This window comes from Hydrogenophaga sp. UC242_53 (assembly GCF_042696965.1).
GTDB lineage: Bacteria > Pseudomonadota > Gammaproteobacteria > Burkholderiales > Burkholderiaceae_C > Hydrogenophaga.
Map to the genome: position 1 here is coordinate 2,570,727 of NZ_CP170552.1, position 21,217 is coordinate 2,591,943.

Genomic DNA, 21,217 nt, shown 5'->3' on the forward strand with positions numbered 1-21,217 from the left:
CTGCTGGTATGGTTGACGCCGCACGCGCCGCCCCATCTCCGGGCGTTGGCTGGTGTGCAAGGCTGCGCACGGCAGCGCCACCGACAGAAAGCACCTCTCCCCATGCCCACCCTTGAACCGTCCGCGCCCCCCTCGACCCAGGCCGCAGAAAAGGCCTCCCGCGCCCTGACGATCGAGCGGTTGCAGGAACAGGCGGCGCTGGCGCGTTCGATTGCCGACCGCTTGCCATGGCAACTCGCGCACTTCGATCTCGATCTGCGCTGCCGCTTTGGCAACCAGGCCTTCTGCGACGGCCTGCGCATCGACCCTTCGGCGCTGGAAGGCCGGCCGTTCCAGGACTGTTTTCCCCAGGATGCCCTGCCCGCCCTGCTGCCGCGCTTCATGCAGGCCCTGGGTGGCGAGAAACAGCTGCGGCTCACGGAGCAGTCCACACCGGGAGGTGCCCACACCTTCACCGAGACCTCGTTCACGCCCGACGTGCACGACGGCGTGGTCCGGGGGGTCTTCGTCGAAACGAAGGAGGTCGCCGGGCGAGCGCGCGTGGACGACCTCGCGCAGAACAAGCGCCGCTTCGACCTCATGGCCGATGCGCTGCAGGACTCCTGCATCTACTTCCTCGACCCGGTGGGGCGCATCACCGAATGGAGCGAGAGCGCGCACCGCCTGCACGGCTTTTCCCGGGAACAGGTGGGGAACATGCACCTGGCCGACATGGCCGCGCCGCGCGTCGGTGAAGAGGCGGAGATCGGCATCGACGACACCATCCGGCTGGCCATCGATCGCGGCCAATGGGAAACCCGTGGCTGGCTCAAGCGCGCCGGTGCGGAGGCGTTCTGGGGCCAGACCCTGATCACAGCCCTGCGCGGCGACAACGGCGAGCTGGAAGGGTTGTCCTGCATCACGCGCGACATGACCGCGATGAAAGACCTGGACCGGGTCATGAACGACCTCAACGCCGAACTGGACCGGCGCGTGACCCAGCGGGTGCGCCAGCACACCGTGCCGAACAAGGACCTGGACATCTTCACCCACTCCATCACGCACGATCTGCGTGGGCCGGTGCGGCACATCAACACCTTCGCCGGCCTCATCGCCGAGGAACTGGGCGAGAACGCCAGCGAAGAGATCCGGCATTTCCGCGATGCCATGAAGCGGGCCTCGCAGCGCCTGAACGCGATGATCGAGAACCTGCTGACCTACTCGCGCATCGGCCGCATCGACCTGCACCCCGAGCGGCTGGCGATGACGAACGTGCTCGAAGGTGTGGTCTCGCGCCTGCGGCAGGCCGCCCCCGATCGCCAGATCCAGTGGGAGATCCAGCCCGATCTGCCGATGGTGGTGGCCGACGCGGCGATGGTGAACGACCTGTTCACGCGGCTGCTGGACAACGCCATGAAGTTCACGCGCAAGGTCGAGCCGGCCGAGATCCAGATCGGCTGCCGCACGGAGAGCGACGGCACCTGCCTGTTCTTCATCGTGGACAACGGAGCCGGCTTCGACGTCGCCAAGGCCAGCAACCTGTTCCTCATGTTCCAGCGCCAGCACCACTCGCTGGACTTCGAGGGCTACGGCGCGGGCCTGGCCCTGTGCCAGCGCATCGTGCAGCGCCACAACGGCCGCATCTGGCTCGACAGCACGCCGGGCCACGGCTGCGCGGTCTACTTCACGCTGCCCGTGGAAACGGCGATGGCGGCGTCCGGCCTGGCCGCGCTCGGGTGCTGATCGCGCGGGCGGCGCTCAGCCGCCCGACAGGCGCGCCAGCCAGCGGCGCAGCAGGTGCGCCCTGCGCTGGCGCCGGCGGCCGATGTCGAGCAGGCGGATGGCGGCGGCCCGGCATTCGGCCAGGTAGCGCTCGCGCTGCGGAATCTCCCAGTCCGGCTCGTTGAGGGCCTTGTTGCGCACGGCCGCGAGATAACGCAGCCGCCGGTCCAGCCGGGCCGGCACCGGGTGGCGCACGCTGTCGAGCTTGGAGTGGATGCCCCGGCCCTTGCCACCGAAGTCGCGCGCCAGCACCGAGTCGATCACCGCGGTGATGTCCAGCACGTCCTGCATGGCTTTCATGTGCGGGGTCTTGACCGTGTGCTGGTACATGGGGATGACGTCGCCAGCGCGGTCATCCGGATGAATGTCGCCCCGCGGGCGAAAACCGGGTGTGGCGGAAGACACGAGGGATGGGTTCATGGTGCACAGACTCCAGCAAACGGTTCCACGGTTCGGGCATCGGGGGCGGCAGGCTCGCGGCCCATGGCGTTCTCCTCCGCCAGAACCGCCAGGCACTTCACACAGGACACCGGCTCGCCCGAGCGGGCTTGCCATCGATGGAAGATGCCGCTGGGCCGCGCACCACACAGCGCCTTGCCATCGGGCGGGGAGTGCTCGGACCACAGATGAACGACCACCCCCAGATCGACACCGGGACCGGCCCCGACGGCGCTGAGCCTGGCGGGCACGGCGGTGGCCGCGGGCGCCGATGCCCGATCGGCGGCACTGCGCGGGCAAGGGATGTTCAGGGGGTACAACAAGGTTCGCTCCCGGGTGTTCGGCTCACAACCACACGCTCCTGCGCCCGCTCTCCATCGCCTCCTGGTTCTGCAGCTCTCTCACGGCGGCCCGCACGAGGATGTGATCGAAGGCCTTGAGAATCTCGCTGGTGCTGGTGAAGGCCTCGCTGGAGGGCATGGCGGTGGGCACATCGCGGGCTTGCCGCGGGTTGCCAGACTGGGAGGGGCCCTTGCCCGTGATGTGCGCATGCCGCAATGCGGCCCGCACGACCTCTTCGCCGGAGACACGTTGCCAGCGGTCCGACCGGCGCAGGTGGGTCACGCCCTGCCCCGCCGCGTTGCAACTGTGAACGACCAGGGGATCGTCCGGCAGGCGCGGTGCGAACGCGAGGTGCACGATGCTGTTGTGCGCGACCTCCTCGTCGGTGAGGCTGGCGGTCTGGGCCCATGGAACGGGCGCCAGCCGAAAGAGCATGTCGGCCAGTGAGCCGCCCAGACCCGCGGTGCTCAGGGTGTCGAACACCGACAGGGCGAACGGCCGAGGCTCGTGGGGGTCTCCGGAGCGCAGTTCGCCCCAGGCGCTGGTTTCGGTGAAATCGAGCGAGCCAGGGCCCGAGTCGGCATCGAGCTGCGAATGCGCGTGGACCACGCGAAGCATCACGGCAGGCCCCTGCCGTGGCGCATGCTCGCGCTCCTGCAGCACCTGGATGATGCTGGAGAGCAGGTACTTGTGGCACGCGAAACAGGACGCCGGGTTGTGCCGCGGCGCGCGCCGTGCGCTCAGTCCGTACAGGTGGGCGTGGTCATCGCTGTGCATGGGCAACCGGTGCTCGCCATCACCCCTGGGCCGCGTGTTTCATGAGGTAGCCGGTGTCGATGGGGTCCGACACCCGAACGACCATGTGCGTGCGGATGCCCACGATGGTGACCTCGGCGGGCAAGGGATCGGACACCTCGGCGACCAGTGTGTCGATGCCATGGCGCACCGCCCAGGCCTGCAGCGGCTCCGAAAAATGCCGCCAGCGCTGGACCATGCCGAACCGGTCCACACCGGAGATGGAGACGCGCGCCACATCCTTCGCGTGCATGGTCAGGCCGTAGAGGTAGACCCCCACGAAGCGGCCGGTGAAGGTCTCGCCGTTGCCGACGGCCACCTCGGAGCGTTTGACCGCTTCCCCGATGGCACGCACCAGAAGGGAGGAGCCGTCCTCGGACGGCCAACAGGGTGTGATGAAGGACGCCAGCCTGAGCGTGGCCTCCTTGAGGTTGGGTTGCTGCGCCCAGCAGGAAAGGCCGAACCCCTCGTAAGGCTGGCCGGCCAGCGCATCGTGGATCCACTGCTCGGGCCCACCCGACTCCAGGACCTGCAAGGGCCAGTAGGCGGTGCCTCCACCGCCCTGGACCGCCTTGCCCTGGCGGGTGCGCGCCGCGTTGAGCGAAAAGATCTGCGTCATGTCGAGCCGCGCGCGCGGGAAGGCGCGGACGCGTCATGCGCTGAGCGGATCGGCCAGGACCGCGACGGGAGGGATGAGAGCCACGTTTCAAGCATCCGGGTATTTTTCTACCCAATGCCTCGGCGACCGCCCGGTCTACGGTGCCGTTTTGCCCCGTAGAGGGAAGGTGTCAGCCAAACTTCGGCATCTGGTTGCGCGATTGGCGGTACGCGGCGATGCGGGCCTGCACCTCGGCGCGCGCTTCGTCCATGCGAAGGTCCTGCGTGGCGCAGGCGGGGCAATGCGCGGGGCCCTGGTGCTGCTTGACCACCGGGTGCTTGGTGTTGCAGGCGCCGCACTGCCGGACTTCGATCTCGCGGCTTTGCAGTCCCTCGACCAGCAACGCATAGGTCTCGAACGTGATGCGCTGGCTGTCGCCCACGGGCGGCACCGTCCGGCGGTACTTGTTGTAGACCTCGATCATCTTGTCCAGCGCCTTGCCGAAATTCGTCTCGACCACGGCGTACTCGCCAATGCCGCGCGATCCGAAATGCAGGGCCATCAGGTACGAGGCCTCGAAGCGCTCCGCCGCGCTGTCGAGGAAGGTCTTGGCCGTAGTGGTTTGTCCCAGGCCTCTGGGCCGCTTGACCTTGATACCGTACTGCCCAAGGCGGCGGTCCATCTCCTCTTTGATCCGCTGCTCGCTCACGTCGGTGCCCAGCAGCTTGACGATCAGCTTGGTGCGCGAGGTCAACTCGATCAGGGCCTCGAATCGCTCGTCCGATACCTGGTCCTCGAAGAGGACGCGTTTGTGTCCAGAAGAAGCAAGGGCTCGGCCTGCGGTGTTGATCATGGTGATGTCCCTGGTTTCAGTGAATGCGGTTCTTCGAACGCCGGCTCATGACCATGAACTGCGTTTTCTGCGAAGAGGTCAGGTCGCGCGTGGCGGCGGCCTCGAAGTAGTGGTCACTGGCGACCGGAAACATCACCAGGCCCGGGTTGGCCGAGATGTCCCAGAGTTCGTGCGGTCCGAAGCGGCGGACGTGCACGGCTTCGCTCATCGAAAGATCGAACAGCACGCAGGCCTCGTCGAACGAAGTCTTGATGCTGTCGACGCGCACCGCCAGCGCCATGAAGGCCTCCTGGCGATTGGCGGCCTCGAATTCACCCGGCTGCACCAGCGACGCCGATGTCGTGGGCAGCAGCCCCGTGTGGATCATCATGGAAAACAGCGGATGCGAGCAGTCCGCCAGCTTGATGACTTCATCCTCGCTCAGCAGGGCCAGCAGCTCCAGCAGGTTGCGCTGCCCCGGGAACCAGCGTGCGATGACACGTGGGTCGACCAGCTCGGAACTGCGCGCGATGTGCCAACGCCGGGCCAGCGCCTTGAGGTTTTCGGCGCGAATGGCCCTTTCATAGGTGGGCAGGTGCAGATTGCCTTGAATCCGCGAGTCCATCAGCGCTGTCATCATCTGTGTACATTCCCCTGTCTGTTCTCGAGCTGCGTCGCCAACGCGCCCGAAAGGCGCATTGTGTTACTCCCAGCCAGCCGGTTGGCGTCTACCATGGCACCAGGCCATTTGCGACGCCCACACCCCAACGCCCAGCCCTCATGCCAAGTCTTGAACCTCTGTCTATCGGCGATCTTTCCGCGCGCTTTAGGGCTCGATTGAGAATGAGCCTGGATCGCCTGGGCTTTCCGGGCGCCATGCGTGAAAAAAGTCGCGAACTGGCCTTCAGGCTCGGGGTGGACGAAAGCCTGGCCTCGGCCTTCCTCACAGGCGATGTGCTCCCGGACTACGAGGCCCTGCTCACCCTTTGCGCGCTGACCCAGCAGCCACCCGGCTACTTCCTCGACCCCAGCGCCGACGCGCTGCCCCAGGGCACCCGGGTCGTCCCGGCCATCGGCCCGGGCGAGGACCTGGCCATCTGCCTGCCCGAAGACATGGCCGGTGGGCGCGCCACCCAGGATGCCGAGCTTTGCTATTACCGCGCCCGCAGGGACATGGGCTTCGGCGTGAGGGCCGGCGACTGCATCCTGGCGGTGTTCGTGCCGATGGAGCCGGCCTCGATGCAGAAGGACCGCATCTACCTCATCGGCTGCGAGACCGGCTTCGATCTGCGCCGCTGCGTCGTGCAAACGCCCGTGCGGGCGGCCTTCACCAGCTTTGACGGCAAGTCCGCCCAGACCATCAAGCCGCACGTCGCGGCGGTGGGGCAGGAACGGCCGAGCTTCCGCGCCGAAGGCCTGGGTGACGAGGTGCATGCCTTCGCGGAAGTGATCGGCCTGCTGCGAGGTGCGCAGAACCTGCCGCTCGAACCCAACGCCCTGGACTTCCAGGGCTGAGCCGCGGCGAGCAGACGAAAAAAAGCTCGCCATGGGCGAGCTGGATGTTTCGATCAGGTATTTTTGGAGGCGCGATCCGGAGTCGAACCGGACTAACCGGATTTGCAATCCGGGGCATAACCGCTTTGCTATCGCGCCGTCAGGACCGGCATCAAAGACACCGATCTCAAACTCCGACAAAAAAGGGAAGCAGAGCTTCCCTTTTGAATTTGGAGCGGGAAACGAGATTCGAACTCGCGACCTCAACCTTGGCAAGGTTGCGCTCTACCAACTGAGCTATTCCCGCATTTCTTACCACCTGCTGCTGCATCTGCTATTGCGTTTGCCGCTGCATTTCGGTAAGCCATGATTCTAACCCGAAAAAAGGGGCTCTTTCAAGTCCCCCGAAATTTTTTGATCAATGTTTCACCGCGTCGGGAGACGCCGTCGGCTTGCTCACGCTGGCCGCCGCGATCTGGGCCGCGACCTCTTCTTCGGTGAGTGGCACGGGCTGGCGTTCGAGCGCGATGGCGAGGACCTTGTCGATCCATTTCACCGGCACGATCTCCAGGCCCTGCTTCACGTTGTCGGGAATCTCGGCGAGGTCCTTCACGTTCTCTTCCGGGATGATCACGGTCTTGATGCCGCCACGCAAAGCGGCCAGCAGCTTTTCCTTCAGGCCACCGATCGCCGTGACTTCACCGCGCAGCGTGATCTCACCCGTCATCGCCACATCGGCGCGCACGGGAATGCCCGTGAGCGACGAGACCAGCGCGGTCGTCATGGCCGCACCGGCGCTCGGGCCGTCCTTGGGCGTGGCGCCATCGGGCACGTGGATGTGGATGTCGCGCTTGTCGAACTGCTCGTCCTTGATGCCCAGCATGCGGGCGCGGCTGCGCACCACGGTGCGGGCCGCTTCCACCGATTCCTTCATCACATCGCCGAGCGAACCCGTGCGCGTGATCACGCCCTTGCCCGGCATGATCGCCACTTCGATGGTCAGCAGATCGCCGCCCACTTCCGTCCACGCCAGACCGACCACCTGGCCCACTTGGTTCTGCGCCTCGGCACGGCCGTAGCTGTACTTGCGCACGCCCAGGAATTCGCTGAGGTTGTCGGCGCTCACCACCACGGTGGGCGTGTACTTCTTGAGCAGCAGGCCCTTGACCACCTTGCGGCAGATCTTGGAGAGCTCGCGTTCGAGCGAACGCACACCGGCTTCGCGGGTGTAGTAGCGCACGATGTCGCGCACGGCGTCGTCGCGCACGTCCAGCTCGCCTTCGCGGATGCCGTTGTTCTTGAGTTGCTTGGGCAACAGGTAGCGGATCGCGATGTTGGTCTTCTCGTCTTCCGTGTAGCCCGAGAGGCGGATCACCTCCATGCGGTCCAGCAGGGCCGGGGGAATGTTCATCGAGTTCGATGTGGCGACGAACATTACGTCGGACAGGTCGAAGTCGACTTCGATGTAGTGGTCACCGAAGGTGTGGTTCTGCTCGGGGTCCAGCACCTCCAGCAGCGCGCTCGAAGGATCGCCGCGGAAGTCCGTGCCCAGCTTGTCGATCTCGTCGAGCAGGAACAGCGGGTTGCGCGTGCCGACCTTGTTCAGGCTCTGCAGCACCTTGCCCGGCATGGCACCGATGTAGGTGCGACGGTGGCCGCGGATCTCGGCTTCGTCGCGCATGCCGCCCAGCGCCATGCGCACGTACTTGCGGCCCGTGGCCTTGGCCACCGACTGCCCCAGCGAGGTCTTGCCGACACCGGGTGGGCCGACCAGGCACAGGATGGGCGCCTTGACCTTGTCCACGCGCTGTTGCACCGCGAGGTACTCGAGGATGCGGTCCTTGACCTTCTCCAGGCCGTAGTGGTCTTCGTTCAGCACCGCCTCGGCATGCGCGAGGTCGTGCTTGATCTTGGTCTTCTTGCTCCAGGGCAGGCCGACCAGCGCATCGATGTAGTTGCGCACCACGGTGGCCTCGGCCGACATGGGCGACATCAGCTTGAGCTTCTTGAACTCGGCATCGGCCTTCTTGCGCGCTTCCGCGGGCATCTTGGCGGCCTTGATCTTCTTCTCGATCTCTTCGATGTCGGCGCCCTCTTCGCCTTCGCCGAGTTCCTTCTGGATCGCCTTGACCTGCTCGTTCAGGTAAAAGTCGCGCTGGTTCTTTTCCATCTGGCGCTTCACGCGCCCGCGGATCTTCTTGTCGACGTTGAGGATGTCGACCTCGCGCTCGAGCTGTTCGAACAGGTTCTCCAGCCGCTTGTTGACCGGATCGAGGTCCAGCACCACCTGCTTGGACTCGAGCTTGAGCGGCAGGTGCGCGGCGATCGTGTCGGCCAGGCGGCCCGGGTCGTCGATGCTGGAGATCGAGGTGAGGATCTCCGAAGGGATCTTCTTGTTGAGCTTGACGTACTGGTCGAACTGCTGCATCACGGCGCGGCGCAGTGCTTCGAGTTCGTTGGACTGGGTGTCGGCCCGCTCCACGGCCGGGTCGACCGGGCTCACGCTGGCGATGAAATGGCTTTCTCCATCGCGGATGGTCAGCACCTTGGCGCGCTGCACACCTTCGACCAGCACCTTGACGGTGCCGTCAGGCAGCTTGAGCATCTGCAGGATGGTGGCGACGCAGCCCATTTCGAACATGTCGTCGGTCGACGGCTCGTCCTTGGCGGCGGCCTTCTGGGCCACGAGCATGATGCGGCGCTCGGCCTCCATCGCGGACTCCAGCGCCTTGATGCTCTTGGGCCGGCCCACGAACAGCGGGATGACCATGTGCGGGAACACCACCACATCGCGCAAAGGCAGGAGTGGCAGTTCGACCGGCGTGCTGGGAAGGGGGGTCTGTCCGGACATTTCAACCTCGACTAAAACGGGTAAATGGGGTCGGTGCGAGCGATCTCAACCGGACGCATCCGTGACGGGGTTGGTCGAAGCCGGCGCGTCAAGCCTGCTTGGCCGCCTCGCGGTACACCAGCAAGGGCGGCTTGTTTTCCTCGATGGTCGACTCGTCGACCACCACCTTCTCCACATTGCTCATGCCAGGCAGATCGAACATGGTGTCGATCAGCGCGTTTTCCAGGATCGAGCGCAGGCCGCGCGCGCCCGTCTTGCGGGCCAGGGCCTTGCGGGCGATCGCCTTGAGCGCGGCGGGCCGCACTTCGAGCTCGGCACCTTCCATCGCCAGCAGGCGGGAGAACTGCTTGACGACCGCGTTCTTGGGCTCGGTGAGAATTTCGACCAGCGCGTCTTCACTGAGTTCCGACAGCGCGGCGATCACCGGCACACGGCCCACCAGCTCGGGGATGAGGCCGAACTTGATCAGGTCTTCCGGCTCGATTTCCTTGAAGGATTCCGTGATGCTGCGCTGCTTCTTGCTCTTGACCACGGCGCCGAAGCCGATGCCGGAGGCCTCGGTGCGGTTCTCGATGATCTTCTCCAGGCCGGCAAACGCGCCGCCGCAGATGAACAGGATGTTGGTGGTGTCGACCTGCAGGAAGTCCTGGTTGGGGTGCTTGCGCCCGCCCTGCGGCGGCACCGAGGCCATCGTGCCTTCGATCAGCTTGAGCAAGGCCTGCTGCACACCCTCACCCGATACGTCGCGGGTGATGGAGGGGTTGTCGGACTTGCGCGTGATCTTGTCGATCTCGTCGATGTAGACGATGCCCTGCTGGGCGCGCTCGACGTCGTAGTTGCAGCTCTGCAGCAGCTTGGCGACGATGTTTTCCACGTCTTCGCCCACGTAACCGGCTTCGGTCAGCGTGGTGGCGTCGGCCATCACGAACGGCACGTTGAGCATGCGCGCCATGGTCTGGGCCAGCAGCGTCTTGCCCGAGCCGGTGGGTCCGATCAGGAGAATGTTGCTCTTGGCCAGCTCGACGTCGTCCTTGCGGGCGGCGACCTTGTGGCGCAGGCGCTTGTAGTGGTTGTAGACGGCCACGGCCAGCGCGCGCTTGGCGTTCTGCTGCCCGATGACGTAGTTGTCCAGGTTGGCCTTGAGCTGGGCCGGCGTGGGCACGTCGTCGCCCGAGGCCTTGACGGATTCGAGGCCGGGCAACTCGTCACGGATGATGTCGTTGCACAGGTCGATGCATTCGTCGCAGATGAACACCGAGGGGCCGGCGATCAGCTTCTTGACCTCGTGCTGGCTCTTGCCGCAGAACGAGCAGTAGAGCGCTTTTTCACTGGAGGCGGCTTTTTTGTCGGCCATAGGTCTGGGGGCTCGGATGAAGCGGTAACAACAATGATAGTTCAAGCCCCATAGGGGCCAAACGGGGGAAAAAGCGCCGGTTTTGGCACCGTCTCCCGGGTTTGGCGGCCCATGGGTGCGCATGGCCTGGACGGGGTCAGACCGCGCCGGGGCGCTTGTCGATGACCTTGTCGATCAGGCCGTACTCGGCCGATTCGGCGGCCGAGAGGTAGTAATCGCGCTCGGTGTCGCGTTCGATCTTCTCCAGCGGCTGGCCGGTGCGCTCCGCGAGGATCTTGTTGAGCTGCTCGCGCGTCTTGAGGATTTCGCGGGCGTGGATCTCGATTTCCGTGGCCTGGCCCTGGGTGCCGCCCAGCGGCTGGTGGATCATGACCTTGGAGTTCGGCAGCGCGAAGCGTTTGCCCTTGGCGCCGGCGGCCAGCAGGAACGCGCCCATGCTCGCGGCCATGCCGATGCACAGCGTGGACACGTCGGACTTGATGAAATTCATGGTGTCGAAGATCGCCATGCCCGCGCTCACCGAGCCGCCCGGGGAGTTGATGTAGAACGAGATGTCCTTGTCGGGGTTTTCGCTTTCCAGGAACAGCAGCTGCGCCACCACCAGGTTGGCCGACTGGTCATTGACCGGGCCCACCAGGAAGATCACGCGCTCCTTGAGCAGGCGCGAATAGATGTCGTACGCACGCTCGCCGCGGCCCGACTGCTCGATGACCATGGGCACCATGCCCAAACCTTGAATGTCCATTGCGCTCATGCGTTACTCCGTGTGTTGATGCTTGCCATATCACTACTGTAACCAACCCCATGTGGCCCCACGGCGACCGGTGGCTTGACCGGGACGACCGCAGGACAGGCGGAGGGAGGTACCTCCAGATGGGGGGCAAACCCGAAAAAGAAAGGGCGGATCGCTCCGCCCTGTTCCAGCATCCCGCCGCGAAGGAAATCAGGCCTGGGCCATCAGTTCGTCGAAGCTGACCGACTTTTCGGTGATCTGTGCCTTGGACAGCACGAACTCCGTGACGTTGTTCTCGATCACGATGGCTTCCACCTCGGCCATGCGCTGGTTGTCGCCCTGGTACCAGCGCACCACGTCGGCCGGCTTCTCGTAGGAGGCCGCCAGCTCTTCGATGTGGGCCTTGATCTGCTCGGGCTTGGCGTGCAGCTCGTTGGCGCGCACCAGCTCGGCCACCACCAGACCCAGGCGCACGCGGCGCTCGGCCTGCGGGCGGAACAGCTCTTCGGGGATCGGTGCCTTGTCGGCATCTTTCACGCCGCGCTGCTTCAGGTCGGCGCGGGCGCCTTCCACCAGGCGCTCCAGCTCGGACTGCACGACCGCGTTGGGCAGGTCCAGCTCGGCCTTGGCCGACCAGGGCGTCCATCACGGCCTGCTTGTTGCGGGCCTGCAGGCGGAACTTGACTTCGCGCTCCAGGTTCTTGCGGATGTCGGCGCGCAGGCCTTCCACCGTGCCGTCGGCGATGCCCAGGGACTTGGCGAAGGCTTCATCCACGGCCGGCAGGTTGGCGGCTTCGATCTTGTTGACCGTGACCAGGAAGTCGGCGGTCTTGCCGGCCACGTCCTTGCCGTGGTAGTCGGCGGGGAAGGCCAGCGGGAAGGTCTTGGACTCGCCCGTCTTCATGCCACGCACGGCGTCTTCGAATTCCTTGAGCATCTGGCCGTCGCCGACGATGAACTGGAAGGCCTCGGCCTTGCCGCCCTCGAAGGGCTCACCGTCGATCTTGCCGGCGAAGTCGATGGTGACGCGGTCGCCGTCCTGGGCGGCCTGGTCCTGCGCGCGCTGCGCGAAGGTGCGGCGCTGCTTGCGCAGGATCTCGAGCGTGCGGTCGATGGCGGCGTCGTCCACTTCGGCAGCCACTTTTTCCACGGCGGCGGTGGTCAGGTCGTCGATCTTGACTTGCGGATACACCTCGAAGACGGCGTCGAAGGTCAGCTGGCCCTCGGGGGCGCCTTCCTTCTCGGTGATCTTGGGCTGGCCGGCCACGCGCAGCTGGGCTTCGTTGGCGGCGGTGGCGAAGGCTTCACCGACCTTGTCGTTCATGACCTCGTAGTGCACCGAATAGCCATAGCGCTGGGCCACGACGTTCATCGGCACCTTGCCGGGACGGAAACCGTCCATCTTCACGTCGCGCGCGATGCGCTTGAGGCGGTTGGACACTTCTTTCTGGATCACATCGGCCGGCAGCGTCAGCGTGATCTTGCGCTCGAGCTTTTCCAGGGTTTCAACGTTCACGGTCATGGCTTTCTCCAAAAGGGTGTCGGTCAACCAGCCTGTCTGGCCGACCCGGGGGGTCTGTCTGTTCGTCTGTGGTGTGGTGCGCGGGGGGGGACTCGAACCCCCACACCATTGCTGGCGTCAGGACCTAAACCTGGTGCGTCTACCAATTTCGCCACCCGCGCGCCTCGTAGGGGGTTTTCCGGTGCAGCGCAAAAGCAGCGCTGGACGGCCGGTTGTCCACTTCACGGCAACCTTAGATTGTAGCTGCAGCGCCCACCCTGGCCGGACGGCCTCAGGCCCCCAGGCGGTGCCGCAGGGCCCGGACCGCGCTGCCGGGCGTGGTGAGCACCGGCATGCCCACCGCCTTGTGCACGGCCAGCTGCGCGCGCGCCATGCTGAATTGGGACAGCGCGATCACGTCGCAGCCCTGCCCCACCAGCCAGCGCGCGGCCTCGACGACGCGCGCGTCGTGGCCGGCGTCGTCGCCCCGGTTGAGGGCGTCCATGGCGCCTTCGGCCAGGCAGGTGACCAGTTCGGTGCCGGCCGGGAACTCCGGCGGCATGGAAGTCAGGGTGGGCGCGAAGGACGCCACCAGCCCGATGCGGCCGCCGCGCGCCACGGCCACGGCTTCGGCCACCATGGCTTCGTTGGGCTTGAGCACCGGCATGTGCGGGCGCCGCGCCGCCACCGCCTCGATGCACGAACCGAATGCCGAGCAGGTGAACAGGATGGCATTGGCCCCCGTGCCTTCGGCGTAGGCCGCCAGCGACTCGAAGCGCTGGTGCATGGCCGCGTCCAGTCCCTTGCCATCGCGCGCCAGGTCGGCCGACAGGCTGTCGTCGAGCAGGTTCATGCGCTCGGCCTCGGGCCAGGCGCGGGCGAGCTCCTCGTTGATGGGCGCGACCGAGTGGGCCAGCGCATGGATCAGGGCGATGCGCATGTCAGGCCACCTTCAAGGTGCGTGGCACGGCCATGCGCCGGCCCTGGCTCCACCAGACCAGCGCCACCAGCAGCAGCGCGGGCAGGTAGAACCAGTGCGGCGTGGCCCGGCCCGAGGGCATCTTCACCGCCACCACGTCCCAGCCCTGCTCGAAGCCCGACTTGGCCGCGCGCGAACCGAACTTGACCTGCGCCACCTGCAACTGGTCGCCCAGCCCGACCAGGCGCAGTCCGGCTTCGTCCAGGCGCTTGCGCCCGTCCTCGCCCTTGGCGCCCAGCTGCACGGCCACGGTCTTGGTCAGGTCGCGCCCTTCCAGCGTGGTGCCCTGCAGCACGAAGACCATGCGGCCATCCTCGGGTTTGTCGCGCGCGATGTCGAACACTTCGGCCGGCGGCGCGTCGCGGTACGGGGGTGCGAGGCGGTCCATGAACACGTCCGGGCGGAACAGCAGCACCACGGCGATGCCGAGCAGCACGTTCTCCCACCAGCGGCTCTTGATGCGGAACCAGTTCATGGTGATCGCCGCGAACAGCAGCATCGCGACGATGCTGGCGGCGATCACGCGCAGCGTCTCCGCCAGGTCCTCCACGTTGATCAGCAGCAGCTGCGGGTTGAAGATCCAGATGAAGGGCAGGATCAGCGTGCGGGCGGCGTAGATGAACCCCTGGATGCCGGTCTGCAGCGAATCCTCGCCCGAGATCGCCGAGGCCGCGAAGGTCGCCAGCCCCACCGGCGGCGTGATGTCCGCCATGATCCCGTAATAGAAGACGAACATGTGCACCGCGATCAGCGGAATGATCAGGCCCGACTGCGCGCCCAGTTCCACCACCACCGGCGCCATCAGCGTGCGCACCAGCACGTAGTTGGCCGTGGTCGGCACGCCCAGGCCGATGACGAGGCAGGAGATCGCGACGAACAGCAGCATCAGGATCACGCTGCCCTGCGAGACCAGCTCAACGAACTCGGTCATGCGCAGGCCCAGGCCGGTGAGCGTGATGCCGCCGACCACGATGCCCGCCGTGGCGGTGGCGACGCCGATGCCGATCATGTTGCGCGCGCCGTTGTGGAAACCGTCGAGCACCGAGCGCCAGCTCTCCTGCCAGGCGTTGCCCATGGGCAGGCGGCGGAACAGCGCGATCAGCGGGTGCTGCGTGGCCATGAGCACCGCCAGCGAGGTGACGGCCCAGAAGGCCGCGAGCGCGGGCGACATCTCCTCCACCATCAGGCACCAGATCAGGATGCCGATGGGCATGATGAAGTGCAGGCCGGCGCGCACCGTGGGCCAGGTCTGCAGCGGTTTGGGGTTGTCGATGTCGATGTCGGTCGCCAGGTCCGGGCAGCTGGCCGCCTGCCACACGGCCACGAGGTAGAGCGCCAGCACCAGCGCACCCACGGCATACGGGGCCGCCGGGCCCAGCACGGCCTTGAAGCCGAGGATCAGGTAGTACAGCGCGCAGACCAGCACCACGGTACCGGTCACACCGAGTGCGTTGCGCATGACGCGGTCGCGCAACGGCGTGGGCGTGCGCTTGACGATGGGCTGCATGCCCAGCTTGAGCGCCTCCAGGTGCACGATGTAGAACAGGCCGATGTACGAGAGGATGGCCGGCAGGAAGGCGTGCTTGACGATGTCCGAGTACGGGATGCCCACGTACTCCACCATCAGGAAGGCCGCGGCGCCCATCACGGGCGGCATGATCTGGCCGTCCACCGAGGACATGGTTTCGATCGCGCCGGCCTTGACGCCGCCATAACCCGCCTTCTTCATGAGCGGGATGGTGAAGATGCCGCCGGAGACCACGTTCGCCACCGACGAACCCGAGATGGTGCCGTTGAGCGCCGACGACACCACCGCCACCTTGGCCGGGCCGCCGCGCAGGTGCCCCAGCGCCGCGAAGCTCACCTGCATCATGTAGTTGCCGCCGCCGCCCCGGTCGAGCAGCGCGCCGAACAGCACGTAGACGAAGATGGTGCCGGCCGACACCCCCAGCGCGATGCCGTACACGCCTTCGGTGGTGAGCCACATGTGCGAGATCAGGCGGTTGAGCGAGGCGCCCCGGTGGGCGATCACCTCGGGCAGCCAAGGGCCGAGCATGCAGTAGGCCAGGAAGATCACGGCCAGCACGGCCATGGGCCAGCCCACCGCGCGACGCGTGGCCTCCAGCAACAGCAGCAGGCCCACCACCGACACCGCCACATCCACCGTGGTGGGCGTGCCGGGCCGGGTGGCGAGCTCGGCATAGAAGAGCATCACGTAGGCACCGGCAAAGGCCGCCACGCCGGCCAGCAGCCAGTCCACCCACGGGACCCGGTTGCGCGGCGAGCGCTTGAACGCCGGCCAGGCGAGGAACGCCAGGAACAGCGCGAACGCGAGGTGGATGGCGCGCGCCTCGGTGTCGTTGAGGATGCCGATGCCGAATTCGAACGGCAGGGGCGAGGCGTACCAGTACTGGAACAGCGCCCAGAGCAGGCACACGGTGAACACCACACCGGCCGTCCACCCGGTGGGCTTGCGTCCGCCGGTGTCGCTGTCCGCCACAAGTTGCTGCAGGGCTTCGGGGGCTTTTTCGATGTCGGTGCTCATGGGCGCTCCGGGCCTGGACGGCGGTGGGGAGGGTCAAAAGAAACGGCGAAGCACCTTCGCCCTTCATGGCAAGGCGGGCCGCTCACGCGGCCCGGCGCGTCACCTCACTTGACCCAGCCCTTTTCCTTGTAGAACTTCAGCGCGCCTTCGTGCAGCGGCGCGCTCAGGCCGTCCTTGACCATGCCCTCGGGCGTCAGGTTGGCCAGCGCGGGGTGCAGCTTCTTGAACTCGTCGAAGTTGTCGAACACCGCCTTGACCACCTGGTACACGGTCTCGGGCGAGGTCTTGCTCGAGGCCACCACGGTGGCGGACACGCCATAGGTCTGGGTAGGCTGCGGGTTGTTCGGGTAGAGGCCACCGGGCAGCGTGACCTTGGCGTAATACGGCTTCTCGGCCACCAGCTTGTCCACGGCCGGGCCGGTGATGGACACCAGCTTGGCACCGCACGAGGTGGTGGGATCCTGGATGTTGGCGCTCGGGTGGCCCACGGCGTAATAGAAGCCGTCGATCTTGCCGTCGCACAGCGCCGGGCCGTGTTCGTCGGCCTTGAGTTCGGAGGCCAGCGAGAAGTCGCTCAGCTTCCAGCCCATGCCGGCCAGCAGCTCTTCCATGGAGGAGCGCGTGCCCGAGCCCGGGTTGCCGACGTTGAAGCGCTTGCCCTTGAAGTCCTCGAACTTGGTGATGTTGGCTTCCTTGCGGGCCACCACCGTGAAGGGCTCGGGGTGCACGGCGAACACCGCTCGCAGGTCGCCGTAGGCGCCCGCGTCCTTGAACTGGCCCACGCCCTTGAGCGCATTGAACTGCACGTCGGACTGGGTGAAGCCCAGGTCCAACTCACCGGCCTTGATGGTGTTGACGTTGAACACCGAGCCGCCGGTGGACTCCACCGAGCAGCGGATGCCATGCTTGGCGCGGTCCTTGTTCACCAGCCGGCAGATCGCGCCGCCCGCCGCGTAATACACCCCCGTCACGCCGCCGGTGCCGATGGTCATGAACTTCTGCTGCGCCTGGGCCGGTGCCATGGGCGTCATCAGGGCGGCTGCGGCGGCCAGGGTGCTCAGGCTGAGGGGGATCTTTTTCATGCGGATGGCTCCTGAAGGTTTCGACGGGGTGGAACAAACTGGGTGCGGGCACGAAGGCTTTTCACGAGCAAGCAAGCTTCGTGCAGACCCGCTGCGACGGCGACGGGGTTTTCCCCCATCAGGCGGCCACCGCGCGGTCGATGGCGCCGGCGAGCCGCGCCACGATCTGCTCGAGCTCGGCGGGCGTGCTGATGAAGGGCGGCGCGAGCAACACGTGGTCGCCGCAGCGCCCATCCACCGTGCCCCCCATGGGGTAGACCATCAGGCCGCCGGCCATGGCCTCGCTCTTGATGCGGGCGTGCAGCTTGCGCGCGGGATCGAACCACTGCCGGCTGCCGCGGTCGGCCACCAGCTCGAGCCCCCAGAACAGCCCGCGCCCCCGGATGTCGCCCACGCGCGGGTGCTCACCGAAGGCCTGTTGCAACAGCGCGTGCAGCAATTGCCCGCGCTCGCGCACCTGCGCCAGCAGGCCATCGCGCTGGATCACGCGCTGCACCGCGAGCGCGGCCGCGCAGGCGATCGCATGGCCCAGGTAGGTGTGGCCGTGCTGGAACAGGCCGCTGCCCTGCCGGAAGGCGTCCACCACCCTGCCCTGCGCCAGCACCGCGCCGATGGGCTGGTAGCCACCGCCCAGGCCCTTGGCCACCGTCATCAGATCCGGCACTACACCCTCCTGCTCGCAGGCATGCAGGGTGCCGGTGCGCCCCATGCCGCACATCACCTCGTCCAGGATCAGCAGGATGCCGTGGCGGTCGCACAGCTCGCGCACGCCCTTGAAGTAGCCGGGCACGGCGGTGAGCACACCCGCCGTGGCGCCGCCCACCGTCTCGGCCACGAAGGCCATCACGTTCTCGCCACCCAGGCGGTCGATGGCCTCGGACAGCTCGGCCACCAGCCGCTGGCCGTACTGCTCGGCGGTTTCGTCGGCCCGGCGGTCGCGGTACTCGTAGCACGGCGAGACGTGCGTCACGTCGATCAGCAGCGGCTTGAACTGCTCGCGCCGCCAGGCGTTGCCGCCCACGGCCAGCGCTCCCAGCGTGTTGCCGTGGTAACTCTGGTGGCGGGCGATGAAGTGCCGCCGCTGCGGCTGGCCGATCTCCACGAAATACTGGCGCGCCATCTTCAGCGCGGCCTCCACCGCCTCGGAACCGCCGCTCACGAAATACACGTGGCTCATGCCCGCCGGCGCCGAATCGATCAGCACGTTCGCCAGTTCCTCGGCCACCTCGGTGGTGAAGAAACTGGTGTGCGCGTAGGCCAGCTGGTCGATCTGCGCGTGCATCGCGGCCAGCACATCCGGGTGCCCATGGCCCAGGCAGGACACGGCCGCGCCGCCCGAGGCGTCGAGGTAGGTCTTGCCGGCCTGGTCGGTCAGGGTGATGCCCTGGCCGCTCACGGCAAAGGGCATGGGGCGGTGCAACTGGCGGTGGAAGACGCGGGTGGAACTCATGCAGGAAGGACGGGGTGGGGACAGCAATTCAGGCGCAGTGTAGGCAGCGTCGGCGCCCTGGGAAAAATGCCTTTTTCACCCCGTTCCATGCCTTTCGGTTATGGCCTGTCCATGAGTTCGCGGCATGGGCCTTGTCGCGATTGGCATTTTTCGCTCTGGCGCGGCTTGCCTACAGTTCGCCCCATGAACGCTTCCTCCCAACGGCGCCCCCACGTGTGCGTGCTCGGTGCCGGCATCGTCGGGCTGGCGGCGGCCTGGCAGTTGCGGCGCGAGGGCTTCGAGGTCACCGTGGTCGACCGGGCGCAGGCCGGCACCGGCGCGAGCGCGGCCAACGGCGCGCAGCTGAGCTACGCCTACGTGCAACCGCTGGCCGACCCGGGCATCTGGCGCCAGTTGCCCAAGCTGCTGTTCGCGGCCGATTCACCGCTGAAGCTGCGCCTGCAGCCCGACCCGCACCAATGGGCCTGGGGCCTGCAGTTCCTGGCCGCCTGCCGCGCTGGCGTGTCTCGGCGCACCACGGCCAGCCTGCTGGCCCTGGCGGCCGAGAGCCGCGCCGGCTTCGAACGCCTGATGGCCGAGGAACGCATCGCCTGCGACTTCTCCGCCACCGGCAAGCTGGTGCTGTGCGCCGACGAGGCCAGCTTCGCCGCCGCGCGCCGCCAGATGGCCTTGCAGCGCGAACTCGGCAGCCCAACGCAGCACGCGCTCTCGCCCGCCGAATGCGTGGCGATCGAACCCGCGCTGGCGGGCTACGCGCCGCGCTTCGCGGGCGCCATCCACACACCCAGCGAGTGCGCGGCCGACTGCCACCAGGTCTGCCTGGAGCTGCTGCGCCTGTTGCTCGCGCAGGGCGTGCGCTTCGCGTTCGACACGCCGGTCACCCGGCTCACCCGCTCGGCCGATCGCATCGTGGCGGCCGACACCCCGCGCGGCCCGATCGAGGCCGACGCCTTCGTGGTCGCGCTCGGCACCGCCTCGCACCCGCTGGCGCGCACGCTGGGCCTGCGCGTGCCGGTATACCCGCTCAAGGGCTACAGCCTCACGCTGGACGTGAGCGAGGCACCTGGCGCGGCGCCGCGTGTGAACGTGACCGATGCCGCGCGCAAGGTGGTGTTCGCGCGCCTGGGTTCGCGCCTGCGCGTGGCCGGCATGGCCGAACTGGTGGGTGAGAACACGCACATCCCCGTCGACCGCATCGACTCGCTGGTGGCCAGCGCCCAGGCCCTGTTCCCCGACGCGCGCTGCAGCGACGATCTGCGGCCCTGGGCCGGCCTGCGACCGGCCACGCCCACCGGCCTGCCGGTGCTGGGGGCGGCTGCGCGGCGGGCCCGACAACCTGTGGTTCAACACCGGACACGGTGCCCTGGGCTTCACCCTGGCCTTCGGCAGCGCGCAGCGGCTCGCGGCGCAACTGCGCCAGAGCGGCCTCTGAAACTCAGCCCGCCGTCTCCAGCAGCGCCTGTTGCATGCAGCGCGTGAAGGCGCGCGTGGTCAGCGAATTCGGCCGCGCGGTGGGCCGCAGCATGCGCACCGTGGTGGGCACGGTGGGTTCGAGCTTGAGCACGTCGACCTTGGTGAGATCGGCCGAGGCGGCGGTGCAGCTCTCCACCATCGCCACGCCCACGCCGTGGTGCGCGAGCGCCAGCGCCACGTGGTAGGTCTGCACGGTCATCACTTCCTTGAGCCCGGCGCCGCTGTCGCGCACGGTGTGGGCCAGCAGCAGGCCCAGCGGGTCCTGGCCGTCGAGGGCGATCACGGGCAGCCTGGAGAGTTGCGTCAGCGTGATGGTGCCGGCCTTGACCTGGCGCGCGGTCAGCAGGCCCTTGGGCACCACGCACACGACGTGGCGGTCGGCCAGTTGTTCCTGCACGAGCGCGGGGTGCGACACGGCGCTGAAGACGTAGCCCACGTCGGCTTCCTGCAGCACGAGGGAGGAGATGATCTGGGGCGAATGCAGCGCTTCGTGGTGCACGCGCACGGAGGGGTGTTTTTCGCGGAACAGGCGCATGGCGCGCGGGAAGACTTCGTAGCTCAGGGCGAGCACGGTGAGCACGCGCAGCTCGCCTTTGCCGCGGCCGGCCTTGAGGCTGGCGGAGAGGCGTTGCACTTCGTCGAGCTGGGCGAACAGGCGTTCGATGTGGGGGTACAGGGTTTGCGCTTCGGCGGTGGGCCGCAGGCGCCCGCCGACGCGCTGGAACAGCTGGAAACCGAGCTGGATCTCGGCGTGCTGCAGCGTGCGGCTCACGGCGGGTTGCGTGACGTTGATCATGCGGGCGGCGGCGCTCACGCTGCCGGTGAGCATCACCGCGTTGAAAACTTCGATGTGTCTTAGGCGCATGCGGCCTATTGTTGTCGATGTTTTTCTCCGGCTGGAGCGGTCATCGGCGAGGGCGGGTTGAGGGCTCCGCTCATGTCCCCCGGGTCGGCTTCGCCGCCCCTCCTCCTTTACTTCGCTGCGCCCT

15 protein-coding genes, 3 tRNA genes and 2 pseudogenes are annotated in these 21,217 nt (G+C 67.0%); 3 read left to right on the forward strand and 17 right to left on the reverse strand.

From position 1 onward, the window contains the following. Window positions 1-102: 102 nt before the first annotated feature. A complete protein-coding gene (locus ACFJI0_RS12910; RefSeq protein ID WP_382325370.1) occupies window positions 103-1,722 on the forward strand; it encodes an ATP-binding protein in 1,620 nt (539 codons plus the stop codon). 15 nt (window positions 1,723-1,737) lie between these two features. On the opposite strand, the gene ACFJI0_RS12915 is transcribed toward ACFJI0_RS12910, so the two are convergent. From ACFJI0_RS12915 to ACFJI0_RS12935, 5 genes are all read right to left on the reverse strand, one after another. Next, window positions 1,738-2,181, reverse strand: coding sequence for a hypothetical protein (locus ACFJI0_RS12915; RefSeq protein ID WP_382157157.1), 444 nt, complete (start codon window positions 2,179-2,181; stop codon window positions 1,738-1,740). 363 nt (window positions 2,182-2,544) lie between these two features. Further along, entirely contained in the window at window positions 2,545-3,318 is a 774-nt protein-coding gene (locus tag ACFJI0_RS12920; protein ID WP_382325372.1) for a hypothetical protein, read from the reverse strand. Between the two features lie 19 nt (window positions 3,319-3,337). Beyond that, window positions 3,338-3,955, reverse strand: coding sequence for a hypothetical protein (locus ACFJI0_RS12925; RefSeq protein ID WP_382325374.1), 618 nt, complete (start codon window positions 3,953-3,955; stop codon window positions 3,338-3,340). A 169-nt stretch (window positions 3,956-4,124) separates the two neighbouring features. Continuing rightward, a complete protein-coding gene (locus tag ACFJI0_RS12930; RefSeq protein ID WP_382157151.1) occupies window positions 4,125-4,787 on the reverse strand; it encodes a hypothetical protein in 663 nt (220 codons plus the stop codon). Window positions 4,788-4,803: 16 nt separating this feature from the next. After that, window positions 4,804-5,391, reverse strand: coding sequence for a hypothetical protein (locus ACFJI0_RS12935; protein ID WP_291112465.1), 588 nt, complete (start codon window positions 5,389-5,391; stop codon window positions 4,804-4,806). A gap of 218 nt (window positions 5,392-5,609) precedes the next feature. Here ACFJI0_RS12935 and ACFJI0_RS12940 point away from each other — a divergent pair, with 218 nt between their 5' ends. After that, window positions 5,610-6,281, forward strand: coding sequence for a hypothetical protein (locus ACFJI0_RS12940; RefSeq protein ID WP_382325376.1), 672 nt, complete (start codon window positions 5,610-5,612; stop codon window positions 6,279-6,281). Between the two features lie 64 nt (window positions 6,282-6,345). On the opposite strand, the gene ACFJI0_RS12945 is transcribed toward ACFJI0_RS12940, so the two are convergent. The 11 genes and pseudogenes from ACFJI0_RS12945 to ACFJI0_RS12995 form a co-directional block, all read right to left on the reverse strand. Continuing rightward, window positions 6,346-6,419 (reverse strand) — tRNA-Cys (locus ACFJI0_RS12945). Between the two features lie 72 nt (window positions 6,420-6,491). Next, window positions 6,492-6,567 (reverse strand) — tRNA-Gly (locus tag ACFJI0_RS12950). A gap of 111 nt (window positions 6,568-6,678) precedes the next feature. Next, window positions 6,679-9,111 carry an endopeptidase La gene (gene lon / locus ACFJI0_RS12955; protein ID WP_382157147.1) on the reverse strand — a complete coding sequence of 811 codons (2,433 nt, stop codon included), beginning with the start codon at window positions 9,109-9,111 and terminating at the stop codon, window positions 6,679-6,681. An 88-nt stretch (window positions 9,112-9,199) separates the two neighbouring features. Then, on the reverse strand, window positions 9,200-10,465 hold the full coding sequence (clpX, locus tag ACFJI0_RS12960) for an ATP-dependent Clp protease ATP-binding subunit ClpX (protein ID WP_382157145.1): 1,266 nt from the start codon (window positions 10,463-10,465) through the stop codon (window positions 9,200-9,202). Between the two features lie 136 nt (window positions 10,466-10,601). After that, window positions 10,602-11,219 (reverse strand): ATP-dependent Clp endopeptidase proteolytic subunit ClpP, encoded by a 618-nt coding sequence (clpP, locus tag ACFJI0_RS12965; RefSeq protein WP_137916933.1) that lies wholly within the window; start codon window positions 11,217-11,219, stop codon window positions 10,602-10,604. A 189-nt stretch (window positions 11,220-11,408) separates the two neighbouring features. Next, window positions 11,409-12,720: pseudogene (tig, locus tag ACFJI0_RS12970) on the reverse strand (trigger factor). 74 nt (window positions 12,721-12,794) lie between these two features. Beyond that, window positions 12,795-12,881 (reverse strand) — tRNA-Leu (locus ACFJI0_RS12975). A 110-nt stretch (window positions 12,882-12,991) separates the two neighbouring features. Further along, complete coding sequence (locus ACFJI0_RS12980; protein WP_382325378.1) at window positions 12,992-13,639, reverse strand: aspartate/glutamate racemase family protein; 648 nt, start codon at window positions 13,637-13,639, stop codon at window positions 12,992-12,994. Between the two features lies 1 nt (window position 13,640). Then, window positions 13,641-16,223 (reverse strand): TRAP transporter permease, encoded by a 2,583-nt coding sequence (locus ACFJI0_RS12985; RefSeq protein WP_382325380.1) that lies wholly within the window; start codon window positions 16,221-16,223, stop codon window positions 13,641-13,643. A gap of 104 nt (window positions 16,224-16,327) precedes the next feature. Next, the gene (locus ACFJI0_RS12990; protein WP_382325382.1) at window positions 16,328-17,305 is read right to left on the reverse strand and encodes a TAXI family TRAP transporter solute-binding subunit; all 978 of its coding nucleotides are present in this window, start codon (window positions 17,303-17,305) and stop codon (window positions 16,328-16,330) included. A gap of 118 nt (window positions 17,306-17,423) precedes the next feature. Further along, on the reverse strand, window positions 17,424-18,755 hold the full coding sequence (locus ACFJI0_RS12995) for an aspartate aminotransferase family protein (protein WP_382325384.1): 1,332 nt from the start codon (window positions 18,753-18,755) through the stop codon (window positions 17,424-17,426). A 183-nt stretch (window positions 18,756-18,938) separates the two neighbouring features. Between ACFJI0_RS12995 and ACFJI0_RS13000 the strand changes: the two are divergent. Then, window positions 18,939-20,187: pseudogene (locus ACFJI0_RS13000) on the forward strand (D-amino acid dehydrogenase). 3 nt (window positions 20,188-20,190) lie between these two features. Here the strand turns inward: ACFJI0_RS13000 and ACFJI0_RS13005 are convergent. Continuing rightward, window positions 20,191-21,093, reverse strand: coding sequence for a LysR family transcriptional regulator (locus ACFJI0_RS13005; protein WP_382325386.1), 903 nt, complete (start codon window positions 21,091-21,093; stop codon window positions 20,191-20,193). Window positions 21,094-21,217: the final 124 nt, after the last annotated feature.